Origin of the sequence: Amycolatopsis sp. NPDC051045 (assembly GCF_040682955.1) — a bacterium.
In the GTDB taxonomy this organism is placed as follows: domain Bacteria; phylum Actinomycetota; class Actinomycetes; order Mycobacteriales; family Pseudonocardiaceae; genus Amycolatopsis.
On sequence record NZ_JBFBCC010000028.1, the window covers coordinates 71,158 to 87,180 of the forward strand.

A 16,023-nucleotide genomic window follows, 5' to 3' on the forward strand; every position below is an offset into this window, starting at 1 on the left:
TGTCCACATCGGACAACACGAGGAGCCCGGGTTGGGTGCGACAGGGCTGGCTCGATCGGCCGGGAGCCGATGAGCCGCCCTCGAATGAAGCGCGGATCGGCTGTCGGGAACGTTCTGCCGCCGTCGGCCGCTGTACGATCCGGCCGGTGATCCGGACGGGCGAGCAGGGGGACACGGTGAGCGGGACCAGGATTTTGGTGGCGGGAGCGAGCATCGCGGGGCCGGCGCTGGCCCACTGGCTGCACCGGCGGGGGGCCGAGGTGACCGTGGTGGAGCGGGCGCCCGGGCTGCGTCCCGGCGGGCAGGCGGTGGACGCGCGCGGGGTGACCAAAGAGGTGATCCGGCGGATGGGGCTGGACGCGGCGGTGCGCGCGGCTCGCACCGAGACCGCCGGCGCGTACATCGTCGACGTCGACGGCACCGTGCTGGAGACCCACCGCGCGGACGACGACGGCGGCGACGGGTACATCTCGGAGATCGAGATCCTGCGCGGGGACCTGTCCCGGGTACTGCACGACGACACCCGTGACCGGGTCGAGTACGTCTTCGGCGACCGCATCGCCGAGCTCACCCAGGACGCGGACGGGGTCGACGTGACCTTCGCGGGCGGCGCCCGGCGGCGCTTCGACCTGGTGGTCGGGGCCGACGGGCTGCACTCGGCGCTGCGCGAGATGGTCTTCGGGCCGCGCGAGCGGTTCATCCGCCACCTCGGGCACGTGCTGGCCTTCTACACCGTGCCCAACGAGTTCGGGCTGGACCGCTGGCTGATCGAACACCAGGAGCCCGGGCGCTCCGCGGGCCTGCGGCCCATCCAGGACGCCACCCGGGCGATGGCCATGTTCTCCTTCGCCTCGGCCGGTTTCGACGTCGACTACCGCGACGTCGAGGCCCAGAAGCGCCTGCTGCGCGAGCGGATGGCCGGCCTGGGTTGGTGGACCCCGCGCATCCTCGCGCACCTGGACGACACCCCGGACTTCTACCTCGACCAGGTCGCCCAGGTGGTGATGGACCGCTGGTCGAGCGGCCGGGTCGGGCTGCTCGGGGACGCGGCGTTCAGCTCGTCGCCGCTGTCCGGGCAGGGCACCGGGCTGGCCTTGGTCGGCGCCTACCTGCTGGCCGGCGAGCTGGCCGCCGCCGGGTGGGACCCGGCGGCCGGGTTCGCGGGCTACGAGACGCGGATGCGCTCGTTCGTCGAGGCCAACCAGGAGATCGGCCGGTTGCACGCGCGCAGCCGCGACGTCCCCGCCCCGGACGCCGAGCCGGGCGAAGAGCCCGACGTCGAGTGGCTCACCGGGGTGATCGACCGCGCGCTCAACGGCGTCGAGCTGCCCGATTACGCGCAGGTGCCGGACTCCGGGGCCTCGGCCGCACCGCCGATCGCCTCGTCGGCCAAGCCGTAGGCCACCGCCACGGGTGCTGCCGCCCACCTGATCGGAGCGGCGATCTCGTCGCGTACCGGTCGGCGAGCCGGCAGCACCCCGTTACCCTGGTCGGCAGCGGACAGCCGACCCACCTCGTGCTGTCCGTGCGAGGGGAAGACGTGGGCACATCCGATCTGAGGTTCGGAATCCTCGGTCCGCTCGAGGTGACACGCGGTGGCACGCCGGTCCCGGTCAACGGGCCGAAGCTGCGCATCGTGCTCGCCGCGCTGCTGCTGCGCGCGAACGCCACGGTCACCTTCGACCGGCTCGCCGAGGACCTGTGGGGCGGCGAGCAGCCCCCCACCGCGCGCAAGAGCGCGCAGCTCTACGCGCAGAGGTTGCGGCGTGCGCTCGGCGAGGCCCTGATCGAGACGCGCCCGGACGGGTACTTGCTGCGGCTGGAGCCCGGGCAGTCGGACCTGGAGCGCTTCCGCTCGCTCGTCGAACGGGCCCGCGAGGCCGACCCGGAGACCGAACGGACGCTGCTGGCCGAGGCGCTGGCGTGCGGGCGGGGTGCGCCGCTGGCCGACATCCCGTCCGAGTCGCTGCAACGCGACGAGGCCGCTCCGCTCGCCGAGGAGCTGCTGCGCACCCGTGAGCGCTACCTGGAGGTCAGCCTCGAGCTGGGCAAGCACCGCGAAATCGTCGGTGAACTCGGCACCCTGACCCGGCAACACCCCTGGCAGGAGTCGTTCTGGGCGCTGTACATCCTGGCGCTGCACCGGTGCGGGCGGCAGGCGGACGCGCTGGAGACCTACCGTGACGTGCACCGGATGCTCGCCGAGGAGCTCGGCGTCGAGCCGGGCCCGCGGCTGCGCGCGGCGCACCGCGCGATCCTCAGCGGACCGGAAGAGCCGGCGGCCGTCGAACCGCTTCCCGCCGTCTGCCAGCTCCCCGCGGACCTGCCCAGCTTCTCCGGGCGGACGTCGGACCTGGCGAAGCTCGACGCGCTGCTCGGCGACCCACCCGGGGACCGGACGCTGGCGATCGCCGGGCCCGGCGGGATCGGCAAGACCGCGCTGGCCGTGCACTGGGCGCACCGGATGGCCGCTCGCTTCCCGGACGGCCAGCTGTTCGTCGACCTGCGCGGGTACGCGTCGACCTCGCCGTTGTCCAAGACCCAGGCGCTGACGCTGTGCCTGCGCGCACTCGGCGTGTCCGCCTTGCAGGTGCCGGTGACGCTGGACGAGCAGGTCGTGCTCTACCGGACGCTGCTGGCCGGACGCCGGGTGCTGGTGGTGCTGGACAACGCGGCCGGCGCCGATCAGGTCCGGCCGCTGCTGCCGCCGCACCCCGGCTGCGCGGCGCTGGTGACCAGCCGCGGCGACCTGCGCGGGCTGACCGTGCTCAACGACGCCCGGGTGCTCGCCCTGGACGTGCTGACCACCTCGGACACCCGGACGCTGCTCACCGACCTGCTCGGCCCCGGCCTGGTCGACGCCGAACCGCAGGCCGTCGACCGGCTCGCCGACCTGTGCGGGCACCTGCCGCTGGCGCTGCGGATCGCGGCGGCGAACCTGGTGGGGGGCAAGTACTCCTCGATCGGGGACTACGTGGCCGCGCTGCGTGCCGACCCGCTGGCGGAGCTGGCCATCGAGGGCGACCCGGACGTCGCCGTGCGCGCGACGTTCCAGCTGTCCTACCAGGCGCTCGACGAACCGGCGCGGCGCGTGTTCCGGCTGCTGGGCCGGATCCCGGGTCCCGATTTCGGCCTCGCCGCGGCGGAAGCGCTGGCCGGCCCGGACACCCGGCGCTGCCTCGACCGGCTGGTCGCGGCGAGCCTGCTGACCCGGCGCAGCGCCACCCGGTTCCAGTTCCACGACCTGCTGCGCGAATACGCCGCCGACCGCGCGCGGGCCGACGAGGTGCCCGGCGAGCTGGCCGCGGCCGACGCCCGGCTGTACGAGTACTACCTGGACACCGCGGTGGCCGCCACGCAGCGGCTGTACCCGCTGTTCCGCCGGATCCTGGCCACGTCGGCACCCGAGGCGTCGTTCGAGGACGACGAGCCGGCGATGCGCTGGCTCGGCGAGGAGCGCCCGAACCTCGTCGCCGCGGTCGAACGCGCGGCTCGGTCGCCCGAGCTGCGCCGCTACAGCACGTTGCTGGCCGACACCCTGCGTGGCTACTACGCCGGGCGCGGGCTCGCGGCGGACGGGCTCGCGGTGGCCAACGCCGCCCTGGGCGCCGCCCGCGACGCAGGCGATCGCCTCGCCGAGGTCTCGGTGCTCGTGCTGCGCGGGACGATCGCCTACTACCTGAGCGACTACGACGCCGCGATCGCCCGGTACGAGGAAGCGCTCGAATGCGGCGGGACGGACATGGACCCCGCGGCCGAGTCGGAGGCGCGGCACGGCCTCGGCCGGGTGTACTCGCAGCTCGGCAGGCCACGCGACGGGATGCGCCACCACGAGCGCGCGCTGGCCATCGCCCGGCAGACCGGCGACCTGGGGACCGAGGCCCGCGAGACCAACTACATCGGAGTGTCGCTGCTGTCGCTGGGCCGGGTCGAGACGGCGATCCGGTGGCACACCGAGGCCGTCGAGCTCAGCGAGCGGTCCGGCAACCGGTACGTCCGGCTGCTCGCGCTCAACGGGCTCGGGCTGGCCCACTGGACGGCGGGCCGGATGCGGGAATCCGCGGAATGCCACGAGGAAGGTCTGCTGCTGTGCGAGCAGTGGGGACTGTGGCACATGTTCACCAACAACCTGGTGTGCCTCGCCGAGACCTACTGCGACCTCGGCCGCTACGGTGACGCGGAAAAGTGCGCCCGGCAGGCTTTGGAAAAGGGTCGTGAGCTGGGCGAACGTCGGCAGGAAGCGGGCGCGCTGGAGATCCTCGCGACCGTCGCCCGGCGGCGGGGACGGATCGCGGACAGCATCGAGGGATATTCGGTGGCGCTGGAGCTGGCCCGGAAGATCCACTTCCGCTACGGCGAGACGTCCGTTCTCATCGGGCTCGCTGCCGCGCACCGCGCGATCGGCCACCCGTCGGACGCGGTGACGCACACGGAGCTGGCCCTGGCCAAGATGAACGAGACGGGCATGCGGGTGCTGGAATGCGCGGCGCTGACCGAGCTGGCGGCGGCGTGCCTGGACCTGGGCGACCGCCCGGCGGCTTCGCGGTACATCGCTCGGGCGCTGAAGGGCGCGCGGGAGAACGGCCAGCAGTTGCACGAGGCACGTGCCCTGCGGGTGGCCGCCGCGGTCCAGGAGTCTCGCGGGGACACGGCCGCCGCCTCGGAGTTGCGCGCGGCAGCTCTGGAGATCTTCACGGTGCTGGGGGTTCCGGAGGCTTCGGAGCCGGCCCGGGGTTGAGGACCGGGACGGTGGCCCGGAAGGACGCCTTCAGTGCATTCGCTGCGCTGAAGGCGTCCTTCATCCCCCCTCGGGTGGGTGCCGTGGCTCCTCCCCCCACCGCGGCACCCACGACTCCGGTGTCGACCGGCGCCCGGCCCGGGCGATCACCCTGACGCAATTCTGCGGGACGGTGGCTTCAACCCGGCATCAGGCCGACCTCACGGCGGCGGGCACGCTGAGCGCGGGCCTCGGCCCGATCCCCGTGGTGGCCGTGACGACGATGGGATACCTGCTGGTGGCCGCCACGCTGCTGACGGCGCTCCTCGCTCATCGAGGCGTGGCCGTTCGCCGGTGAAGCACGAGGGGTCAGGGTTCGGTGCCCCAGGTGAGGACTCCGGCCTGGTAGGCGGTGGTGGTCGCGAGGTCGCTGAACGACGCGGCCGCGCGGTAGCTGTAGTCGTCGGCCTGGTTGAGGGTGGACCAGTCGGCCTTGGCCACCCGGACCTGGACCTCGCCGGTGCTCGCGCCGGCGGCGAGGGTGCCGCCGGCGAAGGCGACCTCGACGTAGGCGTCGGCCCCCGGGCGCGGTGTACTGAGCTTCACGACGCGCAGGGTGACGTTCGCGCAGCCGAGAACCGCGTAGTCGCACCAAATCTGGTAGCCCGGGTTGGTGGCGTCGCCGGTGAACCAGTAGCGCGCGGTGACGCCGTTCAGCGCGACGGGCGTGCTGCCCCGGTTGACGATCTGGAGGCCGGTGCGGATCTGGTTGCCGATGGCGCCGCTGCCGTCGCGTTGCTGCACGGCGAGCGAGCCGGTGCCGGTGTTGCCGCCGCCGGTCGTGGTGGTGACCGATACCGCGCTGCTGGGCGCGGACTGGTTGCCGGCGGCGTCCCGGGCGCGGACCGAGAACGTGTACGCGGTGGCGGGGGTGAGGCCGGTGACCTGGTAACCGGTGCTCGCGGTGCTGCCGACCACCGCACCGGCCGAGTTCAGCACGTCGTACCCGGCGACGCCGACGTTGTCGGTGGCGGCGGTCCAGGTGAGGGCGACGCTGGTGCTGCCGGGGGTGGCGGTGACCGCGGTGGGCGCGGCAGGCGGCGTGGTGTCCCCTGTGGACTGTCCGGGTGGGGTGCCCCACAGGACCGCGGAACCCTGCGCGAGCACGAGCTGCGGGTTGTTCACCGGCGCGGTTCCGCTCGGGGCGAGGCCGGTGTGCGACCAGTCGTTGCCGGGGTCCCAGGTTCCGGCACTGGCGATCCGGAACTGCACCTCCTTGCGGTAGCGGGACTGGCCGCCGGGGGCGACGCCGCCGGAGCACGGCACCTCGACGTAGTACACCGGGCCGGAGAACTGGTGCACGGTCGGCGCGTCGCACTGGTTGTACGCGGAGGTCACCGAAATCTGGCCGGGCGTCGTGGCGCCGTCGAGCGTGAAGTAGTAGCGCAGCGAGCCGGTGAACGTGCGCGCCGGCCACGCCGACTTGTTGATCACGTACGCCTTGACTTCGGTGAACGTGCCGCCGTCGGGCTGGTTGAGCGCGCCCTGCGCCAGGATCTCCGGGCCGTCCGGGGTTTCCCGCTGCGGGAAGGCGGCCAGTGGCGCGCCGCCGTACTCGCCGTACAGCCGGGCCAGTGCGCCGGTGAAGCCGGCGTTGTAGTCGAGCGCCACCTCGTTCATGGTGTAGTTGCTGCGGTCGTCGGTGTACGCGTCGTTGGCCGAGCTGGGGCCGCCGACGAGCGCGCCGTACAGGACGTGCCGGCTCACCGTGGGTTCGAGGATGCTGTCGGCCCAGGAGCCGTGCGCGGTGCGGTGGTGCGGGTTGCGGGGCGGGTTGACGCCGAACCCGACCTCGAAGCTCGCGCCGCGCGGGTTGTCGCCGAGCGCGTAGTCGATCTGCCGCACGGCGAAGGCGTGGTAGGTACCGGCGCGGGCCGGGTCGGTGGTCCGCAGCCAGTCCGAGTAGGCGAGGGCGACGAACGCGGTGTTGGCGGCGTACCGCAGCGAGCCCCACTGGTCGAGCACGGCCTGGCCGCCCGGGGAATAGGGCACGCGCTGGCCGTTGACGCCGGTGGTCCACCAGTCCAGCCAGCGGTTGGCGTCGGCCACGTACTCGGCGTCCCCGGTGAGCTGGGCGAGCAGGACGTACGCGCCGTAGGACTTGTCGTCCCAGGCCAGCGTCCAGCGGTAGGAGCGGGTGGAGGTCTGTGGCTCGGTGGCCAGCTTCTCGTACTCGGCGCGCGCCTTGGTCAGGTAGCCGGTGTCACCGGTGGCCTTGTAGAGCCAGATCGCGCCCCACACCAGTTCGTCCTGGTAGCCGCTCCAGGACTTGTAGAAGTTCTGGGCGTCGGTGATGCAGTTGGAGTAGACGCCTCGGTAGTTGTCGGCGAACGAGTAGAGCTGCTTGGCGTGGGTGAGCAGGGTGGCCGCGTAAGCGGGGTCGTCGGCCTTGAACACCAGCGAGCCGGCGGCCATCTGCGCGGCGCCCTCGCCGGCGAGGTCCGAGCCGGGGCAAGAGGTGTCGACGCGGTAGGCGGGGCGGGCCATGGTCATGGTCTCGGCGGGACCCCACCACTTGTGGTCGTCGTCCCCCTTGCCGACCTGGCCGTAGAGCACGTTGGGCTGCGGGTGCGCCTTGATCAGCCAGTCGGCGCCCCAGCGCAGGTTCGACAGCAGGTACCGCCACTGGCCGGAAGCCTGGTAGGCGGCGCGGTTCTCCAGCGCACCCCAGGCGAGTGTGGTCATGCTGAACTCGAACGGCAGCCCGAACTTGACGTGGTCACCGGCGTCGTAGAACCCGCCGGAGAGGTCCAGGCCGGCGTCCTGGCCGTCGCCCACGGCGGACGGGCCGCGCCAGGACACGCGGTTGTCGGCGGGCAGCACGCCGGAGCGTTGGGCGTCGTAGAACCAGACGGCCTTCTGCAGCGCCTCGCCGTAGTCGAACTTCCCGGCGGCGGCGCCGGCCCCCGCGGACAGGCCCGGGATCCCCAGGGTCAGGCCGAGCACGAGCAGGGCCACGACCGCTCGGGAAACCGCCTTCGTCGGTGAAGTGCGCACTCCGCCTCCTCGGTCCTGGGAGCGCTTCCAGGGCGAAGGGTAAGGAGCCGGATCAATCGTGTAAAGCACGCGGGTTCGCAGTAGGCGGATCGGCGGCACCTTGCGAGGCCAACCGCCGTAATGTCCGTCATAAAGCCGGCAAGGAATTGTGAAAGGGGGCGGCGTTGTGATGGGCTTGATTGGGAGCGCTCTCAAGTTCCCCCCGCGAAAGCCGGCCCGGAGCACCGGGCCGGCTTTCGCGCCGGACGGGTCAGCCCCAGATGATGACGGGGTAGTGCCGGTCGACGACGCACAAGGCCGTCGTGTTGAACATCAGGAGCGAGCTGCCGACGCACGCCGCCAACGGCGGCACGCTTTCGGCCTGGGCCGAGGCCGTTCCCGTCAGCCCGAGGAAGACTCCGGCCGTCAACGCCAAGACACCGATGGCGGCAGTGATTCGTCGCATGGCGATACTCCTGTCCTAGAGCCGTTTCCGTTCGCCTGTCCCCGCAGAAGTGCCCCGGAACGGAGCGAAAGAACGGCTCCGCGGTCCAAGCCACCGACTCGGGTGACCCCCACCGGAACCCCAGCTGTCACGGGTCGGGCCGGGAACCGGGCCGAGGTCCGTCCCAGCGGCGTCCCACGCGGGTGGCGTTCCCGCTGGTCCGGCGGGGTGGGACTGTCCCGGCGTCCCGAGTCGGTCGCTGACCGGCGACCGGCGGGGCGGCCGGTGCCAGCCTCCTCGCCATGCAAAGACTCGCTCTGGCCGTCGCGGTGCTGCTGGTGTTCCCCGCGGCTGCCGCCACCGCCACCGCCGCGGCCGAACCCGTTGCGGTGTGCGGGCACACCAGTGCCCAGCCCACCCTGAAACAAGGGGCGACCGGTCCCGCGGTCGCCGAAGCCCAGTGCGAACTGAACCTGGCGACCAAGGCGAGCAGGTACACGCCCATCGGTGCGGACGGTTCCTTCGGCGCGGCGACCGACGCCCGGGTACGCGTGTTCCAGCGGTGCGCCGCCTTGAGCGTGGACGGCCAGCTCGGGCCGAACACGTGGGCCGCGTTGAACTCGTGGGCCGCGCGTCCGAGGAAGTGCGCCACCTTGGGCACGGCGGAGGCCGCGCAGGGCGTGGTCTGCGGCCTGTCCACGGCCCGGCCGACCCTGCAGAGCGGCTCCACCGGCACGGACGTCAAGGAACTCCAATGCCGGCTGAACCTCGCCATGGAACCGGGCCACTACCCACCCCTCACGGTGGACGGCAACTTCGGGGACGGCACCCGCAACCGGGTGATCCAGTTCCAGCACTGCGTCAACGCCAGTGCCGACGGGGTCGCCGGGCCCACCACGTGGGCGAAGGTCGCCGACTGGTCCGGCCGCAACACCTACTGCACGCCACCGAAGCCCGCCGGGCACCCGATCGACGGCGTGGACACGGCGAAGTACCAGCACCCCGGCGGCGCGCCGATCAACTGGGGCGCGGTGAAGGCGTCCGGTGTCGAGTTCGCGACCGTCAAGGCGACCCGCGGCCTCACCACCACCGACGAATACCTGGCCACGGACCTGCCCGCCGCCCGCAACGCCGGCCTGGCCGTGGCCCCGTACCACTTCTACACGGGCACGGCGGCCGGTACCGGCGGTGCGCAGGCGGACCGGTTCATCGCCGCGGTGCGCGCCACCGGGTACACCGGCAACCGCGCCGGTGACCTGCCGCCCGTGTTCGACCTGGAGCGGATGGACGACGGCTCCGGCCGCTGTCCGCCGTACGCCACCGTCGCCGACACCAAGGCGTGGCTGGACAAGGTGCGGACGGCGTTCGGCCGGACCCCGATCATCTACACCCAGAAGTCGTTCCTGGACGCGTGCATGAGCGCCACCACGGCGTTCGCCGCCTATCCGATGCAGCTCGCCGACTACCGCCAGTCGATCACGCAGCCGCCACTGCCCGCCGGGTCGAAGACCTGGCTGATGTGGCAGTACACCGACGCGGCCATCCCCGACGGCATCCCCGCGCCGGCGACCGGGGACGTCTTCAACGGCACCCAGGCCGATCTCGACCAGCTCGCCAACCGGTGAATCCCCGCTACGAAAGGACGAGAATGAGACTCCCCATGAGCCGCCGAACGGTGCTGCGCGGCGCGGTGGTGCTCGGCGCGGCCGCGGCGGTCAGCCCGCTGCTGCTGACGGGCACCGCCCAGGCGTACCCGTGGTCCCGAACCCTGGCGGAGGGCAGCACGGGCGCCGACGTCACCGAACTCCAGATCCGGGTGGCGGGCTGGGCGGCCGACTCGCCCAGCCACAGCCGGGTCTCGATCGACGGTGAGTTCGGCCCCGGCACGGCGGCGGCGGTCCGCAGGTTCCAGGCGGCCTACGGCCTGGGCGCGGACGGCCAGGCCGGCCCGGCGACCCAGGCCGCGCTCAACGCGCTGGAGCAGAGCGACGGGTCCACCACGCACTTCAACTTCAGCGAGTTCACCGACCGGTCGAGCGGCACCTTCAACGGCGGCAAGGTCAGCGCGGCCACCGCCAGGGAGAACGCCCGCCGCTGCATGTACAAGCTGGAGGCGCTGCGCAAGAAGCTCGGGAACAAGGCGATCACGGTGAATTCCGGGTTCCGCAGCATCGCGCACAACGCGGAGATCGGCGGGGCCAGCGACAGCATGCACCTGTACGGCACCGCGGCCGACCTGGACGTGCCGGGCGTGGCCAACAAGACCGTGTACCAGAAGGCGGAGACCTGCGGGTTCTCCGGCCTGGAGACCTACAACACCGACCACCAGCACGTGGACAGCCGGGCCGACCTCGGCCGCGCGTGGTGGTGGGAGAACGGGACGGTCTGATCCGCCCCGACCGTGCCGCGATGCCCGCGTCCCCTCGGAGGGCGCGGGCATCGCCGTGTCCGCGCTCAGTGCGGCTGCGGGGGCTGCAGGGCCGCCGAGCAGGATGGCCAGTCGTGGAAGTCGTGGTGCGCGCTCCACAGGCGGTGCGCCGCGTCGATGTTCCAGACCGGGTCGAACGCCTGCCGTGGCGTGCCACCCAGGTCCAGGAGGCGGTCGTCGGAGATCTGGAAGACCCCCCAGTTGCGACTGCCGTTCGTGTTCGGCAGCACCCACAGCGGATCGAGGAACGAGGCGCAGCGGGCGATCGCGACCGCGGTGTCCGGCGCCTCGGTGAACACGGCCCGGATGCGCTGCTCCACCATCGCCCCCGACCAGGTCGCCAGGCTGGTCCGGTGGTCGTACAGCGCGCTCTTGGTGGCCTCGTCGACCACGCCGCGCGCGGGCAGGCCGGCCAGCACCTGGAACGCGGTGACCCGGCGCAGCGTCTCCGGGCCGAACGAGCCGTCGACCGAGAGCCGTCCCTGGGCCGCGACCAGCAGGTTCTGCACCTCGGTGACGCACTCGTCGTGCTGGCCCATGCTCACCGGCGGCCGGCAGGCCGGGGAGAACAGCATCCGGTCGGCGTACCGGCCGCTGGCCGGCTCGGACCGGTCGGCGGTGAGCCAGACCAGGCCGCCCGTCAGCAGGACCACGATCGCGATGGCCGCTGCCGCGTACCCGCGTCTGCGTAGTGCCGGTGCGACGTTCTCACCGGTGACCTGCGCGACCGGTGGCGGGGCCTCGACGTGCTCCGGCGGCGCCTCGTCGACCCGGCCCGCGTCGGCCAGGGCCCACAGCTGGTGCAGTTCGCGCAGTTCCTCGGCGGACGCGCCACAGACCTTGGCGAACGAGTGGACCACCCGGTAGTCCGCGGGGACGCTCTTGCCCGAGCAGTACCGGTGCAGGCTGGAGCCGCTGGCCCCGGCCTGCCGGCCGAGACGGTCGTAGCCGTGGCCGCTGCGGTCCTTCAACATGCGCAGGTAGGCGGCGAATTTGTCCGTGTGCAGGCTCACAGCGGCTGAAACACCTCGCTCGGGCAGCGGATGACGGACGGAAACTAACACCGTCCCGCCGTACACCGGGCGGAAACTGACGGATTGCGCCACTCGGGCGATCACCCCCGGCCGGGGGGACGCAGCGCGGCGAGGATCAGGTCGAGCATCCTGCCGGTCCGCTCGGCGTCCTGGTCCCCCGACGTGGACAGGAACACGCCCAGCAGGAGCAGCGTCACGTCTTCCGGATCGGTGTCGGCGCGCAGCGTCCCCGCCTTGGCCCCCGCGTCGAGGATCGCGCCGATCGCGGCGGTGAGGCGCTGCCGCGTCGCCGGCGTCGCGATGCGGCCCGACGCCACGCTCGCGCGGAGGACGTCCGCCATGCCGCGCTTGGTCGCCACGAAAGCGGCGTAGCGGTCCATCCACGCCCGGAGAGCTTCCTCGGGTGGGAGTTCGTCGAGCAGGGCCGGTGCGCTGGCCGTGACGTCGTCGAGTTCCGCCGCGTAGACGGCTTCGACGAGCGCTTCGCGGGTCGGGAAGTGCCGGTACAGCGTGCCGATCCCGACGCCGGCCTCGCGGGCGACGGCTTCGAGCGCGACGGTGCCGTCGGCGGTGGCGAACGCGGCCCGCGCGACGGCGACGAGCTTGTCCCGGTTCCGGCGCGCGTCGGAGCGCACTGACCGCCCGGGTTCGAGCGAAGACAAAGCGGAGGCACCTCCGGTTATGCTACGGTCGGCTTGAACGGAGGTTCCTCCGCTTCGTCATCATCGCACGAGACAGGGGGCACCCATGCCTTCCACCGCCCGCGGCGCGCTCGCCGGCCGCACCGTTTTCCGCGTCGGCTACGGCGCGATGCAGCTCGAACGCTTGCGCGACGACCGCGGCGCGGCCGTCGCCCTCCTGCGCCGCGCGGTCGAGCTCGGCGTCGACCACGTCGACACCGCGCAGTTCTACGGCAACGGCTTCGTCAACGGAGTCATCCGCGACGCCCTCCGGCCCGGCGACGACGTCCTGATCGCCGGCAAGGTCGGCGCCGATCCGGACCCCGGCGGCCGGATCCCGCTCCGCCTCGCGCAACGGCCCGAGGAACTGCGCGCGAGTGTCGAGGACAACCTCCGGGCGCTGGATCTCGACCGGATCCCCCTGGTGAACCTGCGCCGCGCCGACCGGCGGCCCGGCGTGCTCGCCGAGGGGGACCAGCTCGTCGACCTCGACGACCAGCTCGCCGTGATGACGGCCCTGCGCGACGAGGGCAAGATCGGCGCGATCGGGCTCAGCGGCGTCACCATCGACGTGCTGCGCCGCGCCCTCCCGGCCGGCATCGCCTGCGTTCAGAACGCCTACAGCCTCGTCAGCCGGGACGACGAGGACATGCTCCAGTTGTGCGTCGCGGAGAACATCGCGTGGGTCCCGTTCTTCCCGCTGGGTGGCGCCTTCCCCGGCCTGCCGAAGGTGACCGACGAGCCGGCGGTGCACACTGCCGCGCAGACCCTCGGCCGCACGCCGGAACAAGTCGGCCTGGCCTGGCTGCTGCACCACGCCCCGAACGTCCACCTGATCCCGGGCACCGCCGGTGTGGCGCACCTCGAAGCCAACACGGCCGCCGGCGACATCGTGTTCGACGAGGAGACGCTGGCCGCGTTGGACAAGGTCCCCAGCCGCTCGATGGATGCCAGCCTGGGCTGAGCGCTCCCGGCTAGTGGTGCCGGTCGGCCGACGGGTGAGGGTAGTAGTCGACGCTGATCCCGGCGAGCATGGCGACCTCTTCGCGCCGCAAGCCGGGCACCCGCCGGCCGCCGAGATCGGTGAGGCCCGCATCTCCCGGAAACTTCACGCGGTGATCGCGCGGGACCGGTCGACCGGCACGGTGTGGCGGCGGCGGGCCGGGAGCATCGACGTCGGGTGGGAGACGCTCCAGGCCGCGGTCCTGCAGATCATCTCCTTCAGACGGGCGGCCGTCTTGCCGGTGAGGGAGGACGGTTTGGGCTGGTCGTCCGGGGTCACCCACTGCAGGACGGCGTCGCGGCGGCCGAGGCTGATGCACTGGGCGGTGTAGCCGATCTTGTTCGGGGGGAGCGGGCGGCCGGTCAGGCGGGCGGCGATGGCTTCGGCCGCCTGGTAAGCCGCGGGGACTCCCGACGCGCAGGACATCCGCAGTGGCGTGCCGCCCGCACCCGGGGCGAGCGCGGCATCGCCGACGGCGTAGACGTCGGGGTGGGAGACCGACCGCATCGTTTCGTCGACGACGATCCGGCCCGTCGCGGAAACCCGCAGAGTCGTGGCCGCGGCGATGGGGTGGACGGCGAAGCCGGCCGTCCAGACGGTCACCTGGGCCGGGATCGTGCGGCCGTCGGTGGTGACCACGCCGGTCGGCTCGACGCCCGCGACGTCGGTGCCTTCGTGCACGGTGATGCCGAGCCGGTCGACGGCCTTGCGCAGGTGGCGCCGCGCCTTCTCGCTCAGCCAGTCGCCGAGGGTGCCGCGGGCGACGAGGGAGACTTCGAGGTCCGGCCGGGCTTCGGCGATCTCGGTGGCGGCTTCGATGCCGGTGAGGCCGGCCCCGGCGACGAGGACGGTGCCGCCCGCGGCGAGACCGGCCAGCCGCGCACGCAGCCGCAGCGCGGACTGTTTGCCGGCGAGGTCGTGGGCGTGCTCGGCGACGCCGGGAACGCCGCAGTCGGCGGCGGCGCTGCCGAGGGCGTAGACGAGCGTGTCGTAGGCGATTTCGCCAAGGTCGTCGGCAAGGCCGACGGTCCTGCGTTCGGCGTCGACGGCGGTCACCCGCGCCACCCGCACCCGCACACCCGTGCCCGCGAAGACCTCGGTCAGGGGGCGGTGCTTCAGGTCCTGGCCGGTCGCGAGCTGGTGCATGCGGACGCGTTCGACGAACCCGGGATCGGCGTTGACGAGCGTGATCTCGGTGTCGGCGGGGTGCAGCCGCTTGGCCAGGCGTGCGGCGGCGTTGGCTCCGGCGTATCCGGCCCCCAGGACGACGATCCGGTGCTTCATGGTTCCCTCATTCCTGTCCGGCTGGTGTCGCTTCCTGAACCGGGCAGCGGCACGAGACCTGACAGGTTTGAGTTGTGATCCAGGTCACCAGTCGCCGGCGAGCGGCTCCCCGCGTTCGGAGGTGGCCCATCGGCGGGTCGCGCGGTCGAGCTTGTGCGGGTTCGCCTGGGCGTGGACGGCCGCGATGCCGTCGGCGGTCACCTCCAGCGAAAAGACGCCGACGACCCGGTCTCCGACCGCCATCACCAGCGCGGGCCCGCCGTTGGCGACCGCGGCGAACAGGTCGGGCCGCCCGCCGACCATCTCCCACTTGGCCTCGCTGGGCTTGAACAGCGTGCGCAGGAACCTGGCCACCCGCAGCGCGCCGGTGATCGGCCGCGGCACCGAGAAGACCACGCCGCCGCCGTCACCCGCGCTGACCGCGTCGTCGGTCAGCAGCTTCACCAGCGAGTCGGTCCGGCCGCTGAGGGCCGCGGCGAGGAACTCCTCGACGATCTTGCGGGCCGCGGCCGCGTCGACCGCCACCCGGCGCCGGTCGGTGGCCAGGTGCTGCTTGGCGCGCCGGTAGACCTGCTGGCAGTTCGCCTCGGTGAGGTCGAGCACCTCGGCGATCTCGCCGTGCGCGTAACCGAACGCCTCGCGCAGCACGTACACGACGCGTTCCTTGGCCGAAAGCCGCTCCATCAGCGTGAGCATCGCGATCGAGATCGATGCACGCTGCTCGACGGTCTCCGACGGCCCGAGCATCCGATCCCCGGCGAAGACGGGCTCGGGGAGCCACTGGCCCACATAGGTCTCCCGCTTGGCCCGCGCCGAGGTGAGCCGGTTGAGGCAGAGGTTGGTGAGCACCTTCGTCAGCCACGCCTCGGGCGTCTCGATGAGCTCGCGGTCGGCGGCCTGCCACCGCAAGTACGTGTCCTGCACCGCGTCTTCGGCATCGTTCGCCGACCCCAGCAGGCGGTACGCGATCGCCTCCAACCGCGCCCTGGCCCCCTCGAAGACCTCGACCTCGTGCGCACCCACCAGCATGGTTCGCAGCTTAATCATCCGCGGCCCGGTTCCGTGGCGCCGGAGAGATCGTCCTCGATGAAGCCGAGCTGCCGGAGGTTGTCCGGCTGTGACGAATCCGACTCCGACGCAGCCGAACCGCGGGGTGAGGTGTGGGGTGATCGTGAATCTGAGAACGAAAGTCTTTGCTGTCATCACGTTCGCGCTGGCCGCGGTCCTCGGTGGTGCCACGTCGGCGCCGGCCGCCACGGTCCAGACCGTGGAACTCGCCGCGCCGGCCGGCAGCGGCCTGTCGTCCTACGTTGCCGTCATCAAGCCGGTCACCGCGGAGCGGCTCGGTTCCAGCTGGCGCCAGGGCTGCCCGGTCGGTCCCGATCAGCTGCGGCTG

Annotated in this window: 12 protein-coding genes and 2 pseudogenes; 7 read left to right on the forward strand and 7 right to left on the reverse strand. The window is 72.4% G+C overall.

The genetic code is table 11. The annotated features are described in order from the left end of the window. Nucleotides 1-176: 176 nt before the first annotated feature. The 3 genes from AB0M80_RS38810 (at nucleotide 177) to AB0M80_RS38820 (ending at nucleotide 5,075) form a co-directional block, all read left to right on the forward strand. A complete protein-coding gene (locus tag AB0M80_RS38810) occupies nucleotides 177-1,400 on the forward strand; it encodes an FAD-dependent monooxygenase (protein ID WP_364574951.1) in 1,224 nt (407 codons plus the stop codon). A gap of 140 nt (nucleotides 1,401-1,540) precedes the next feature. Further along, entirely contained in the window at nucleotides 1,541-4,738 is a 3,198-nt protein-coding gene (locus AB0M80_RS38815; protein ID WP_364574921.1) for a BTAD domain-containing putative transcriptional regulator, read from the forward strand. 172 nt (nucleotides 4,739-4,910) lie between these two features. After that, a complete protein-coding gene (locus AB0M80_RS38820; protein WP_364574923.1) occupies nucleotides 4,911-5,075 on the forward strand; it encodes a hypothetical protein in 165 nt (54 codons plus the stop codon). Nucleotides 5,076-5,086: 11 nt separating this feature from the next. Here the strand turns inward: AB0M80_RS38820 and AB0M80_RS38825 are convergent, their stop codons facing one another. Next, nucleotides 5,087-7,774 carry a glycoside hydrolase family 9 protein gene (locus tag AB0M80_RS38825; RefSeq protein ID WP_364574925.1) on the reverse strand — a complete coding sequence of 896 codons (2,688 nt, stop codon included), beginning with the start codon at nucleotides 7,772-7,774 and terminating at the stop codon, nucleotides 5,087-5,089. 250 nt (nucleotides 7,775-8,024) lie between these two features. Beyond that, on the reverse strand, nucleotides 8,025-8,219 hold the full coding sequence (locus tag AB0M80_RS38830) for a hypothetical protein (RefSeq protein WP_364574927.1): 195 nt from the start codon (nucleotides 8,217-8,219) through the stop codon (nucleotides 8,025-8,027). A 281-nt stretch (nucleotides 8,220-8,500) separates the two neighbouring features. Between AB0M80_RS38830 and AB0M80_RS38835 the strand changes: the two genes are divergently transcribed. Both AB0M80_RS38835 and AB0M80_RS38840 read left to right on the forward strand, forming a co-directional pair. Then, nucleotides 8,501-9,823, forward strand: coding sequence for a GH25 family lysozyme (locus AB0M80_RS38835; RefSeq protein WP_364574929.1), 1,323 nt, complete (start codon nucleotides 8,501-8,503; stop codon nucleotides 9,821-9,823). Between the two features lie 35 nt (nucleotides 9,824-9,858). After that, nucleotides 9,859-10,587 carry a D-Ala-D-Ala carboxypeptidase family metallohydrolase gene (locus AB0M80_RS38840; protein ID WP_364574931.1) on the forward strand — a complete coding sequence of 243 codons (729 nt, stop codon included), beginning with the start codon at nucleotides 9,859-9,861 and terminating at the stop codon, nucleotides 10,585-10,587. Nucleotides 10,588-10,652: 65 nt separating this feature from the next. On the opposite strand, the gene AB0M80_RS38845 is transcribed toward AB0M80_RS38840, so the two are convergent. Together AB0M80_RS38845 and AB0M80_RS38850 are read right to left on the reverse strand one after the other, a co-directional pair. Next, entirely contained in the window at nucleotides 10,653-11,639 is a 987-nt protein-coding gene (locus AB0M80_RS38845) for a helix-turn-helix domain-containing protein (RefSeq protein WP_364574933.1), read from the reverse strand. 101 nt (nucleotides 11,640-11,740) lie between these two features. Beyond that, entirely contained in the window at nucleotides 11,741-12,322 is a 582-nt protein-coding gene (locus AB0M80_RS38850; RefSeq protein ID WP_364574935.1) for a TetR/AcrR family transcriptional regulator, read from the reverse strand. Between the two features lie 85 nt (nucleotides 12,323-12,407). Here AB0M80_RS38850 and AB0M80_RS38855 point away from each other — a divergent pair, with 85 nt between their 5' ends. Next, nucleotides 12,408-13,304, forward strand: a complete 897-nt coding sequence (locus AB0M80_RS38855; protein WP_364574937.1) for an aldo/keto reductase — start codon at nucleotides 12,408-12,410, stop codon at nucleotides 13,302-13,304. Between the two features lie 40 nt (nucleotides 13,305-13,344). Here the strand turns inward: AB0M80_RS38855 and AB0M80_RS38860 are convergent. The 3 genes and pseudogenes from AB0M80_RS38860 to sigJ all read right to left on the reverse strand — a co-directional run. Further along, nucleotides 13,345-13,452 (reverse strand): annotated as a pseudogene (locus AB0M80_RS38860) (transcriptional regulator); the annotation flags it as partial. After that, a complete protein-coding gene (locus AB0M80_RS38865; RefSeq protein ID WP_364574939.1) occupies nucleotides 13,449-14,627 on the reverse strand; it encodes an FAD-dependent oxidoreductase in 1,179 nt (392 codons plus the stop codon). The gene AB0M80_RS38865 and the pseudogene AB0M80_RS38860, both read right to left, overlap by 4 nt. Nucleotides 14,628-14,711: 84 nt before the next feature. Further along, complete coding sequence (sigJ, locus tag AB0M80_RS38870; RefSeq protein WP_364574941.1) at nucleotides 14,712-15,656, reverse strand: RNA polymerase sigma factor SigJ; 945 nt, start codon at nucleotides 15,654-15,656, stop codon at nucleotides 14,712-14,714. A 142-nt stretch (nucleotides 15,657-15,798) separates the two neighbouring features. Here sigJ and AB0M80_RS38875 point away from each other — a divergent pair. After that, nucleotides 15,799-16,023, forward strand: a pseudogene (locus AB0M80_RS38875) (M15 family peptidase); the annotation flags it as partial.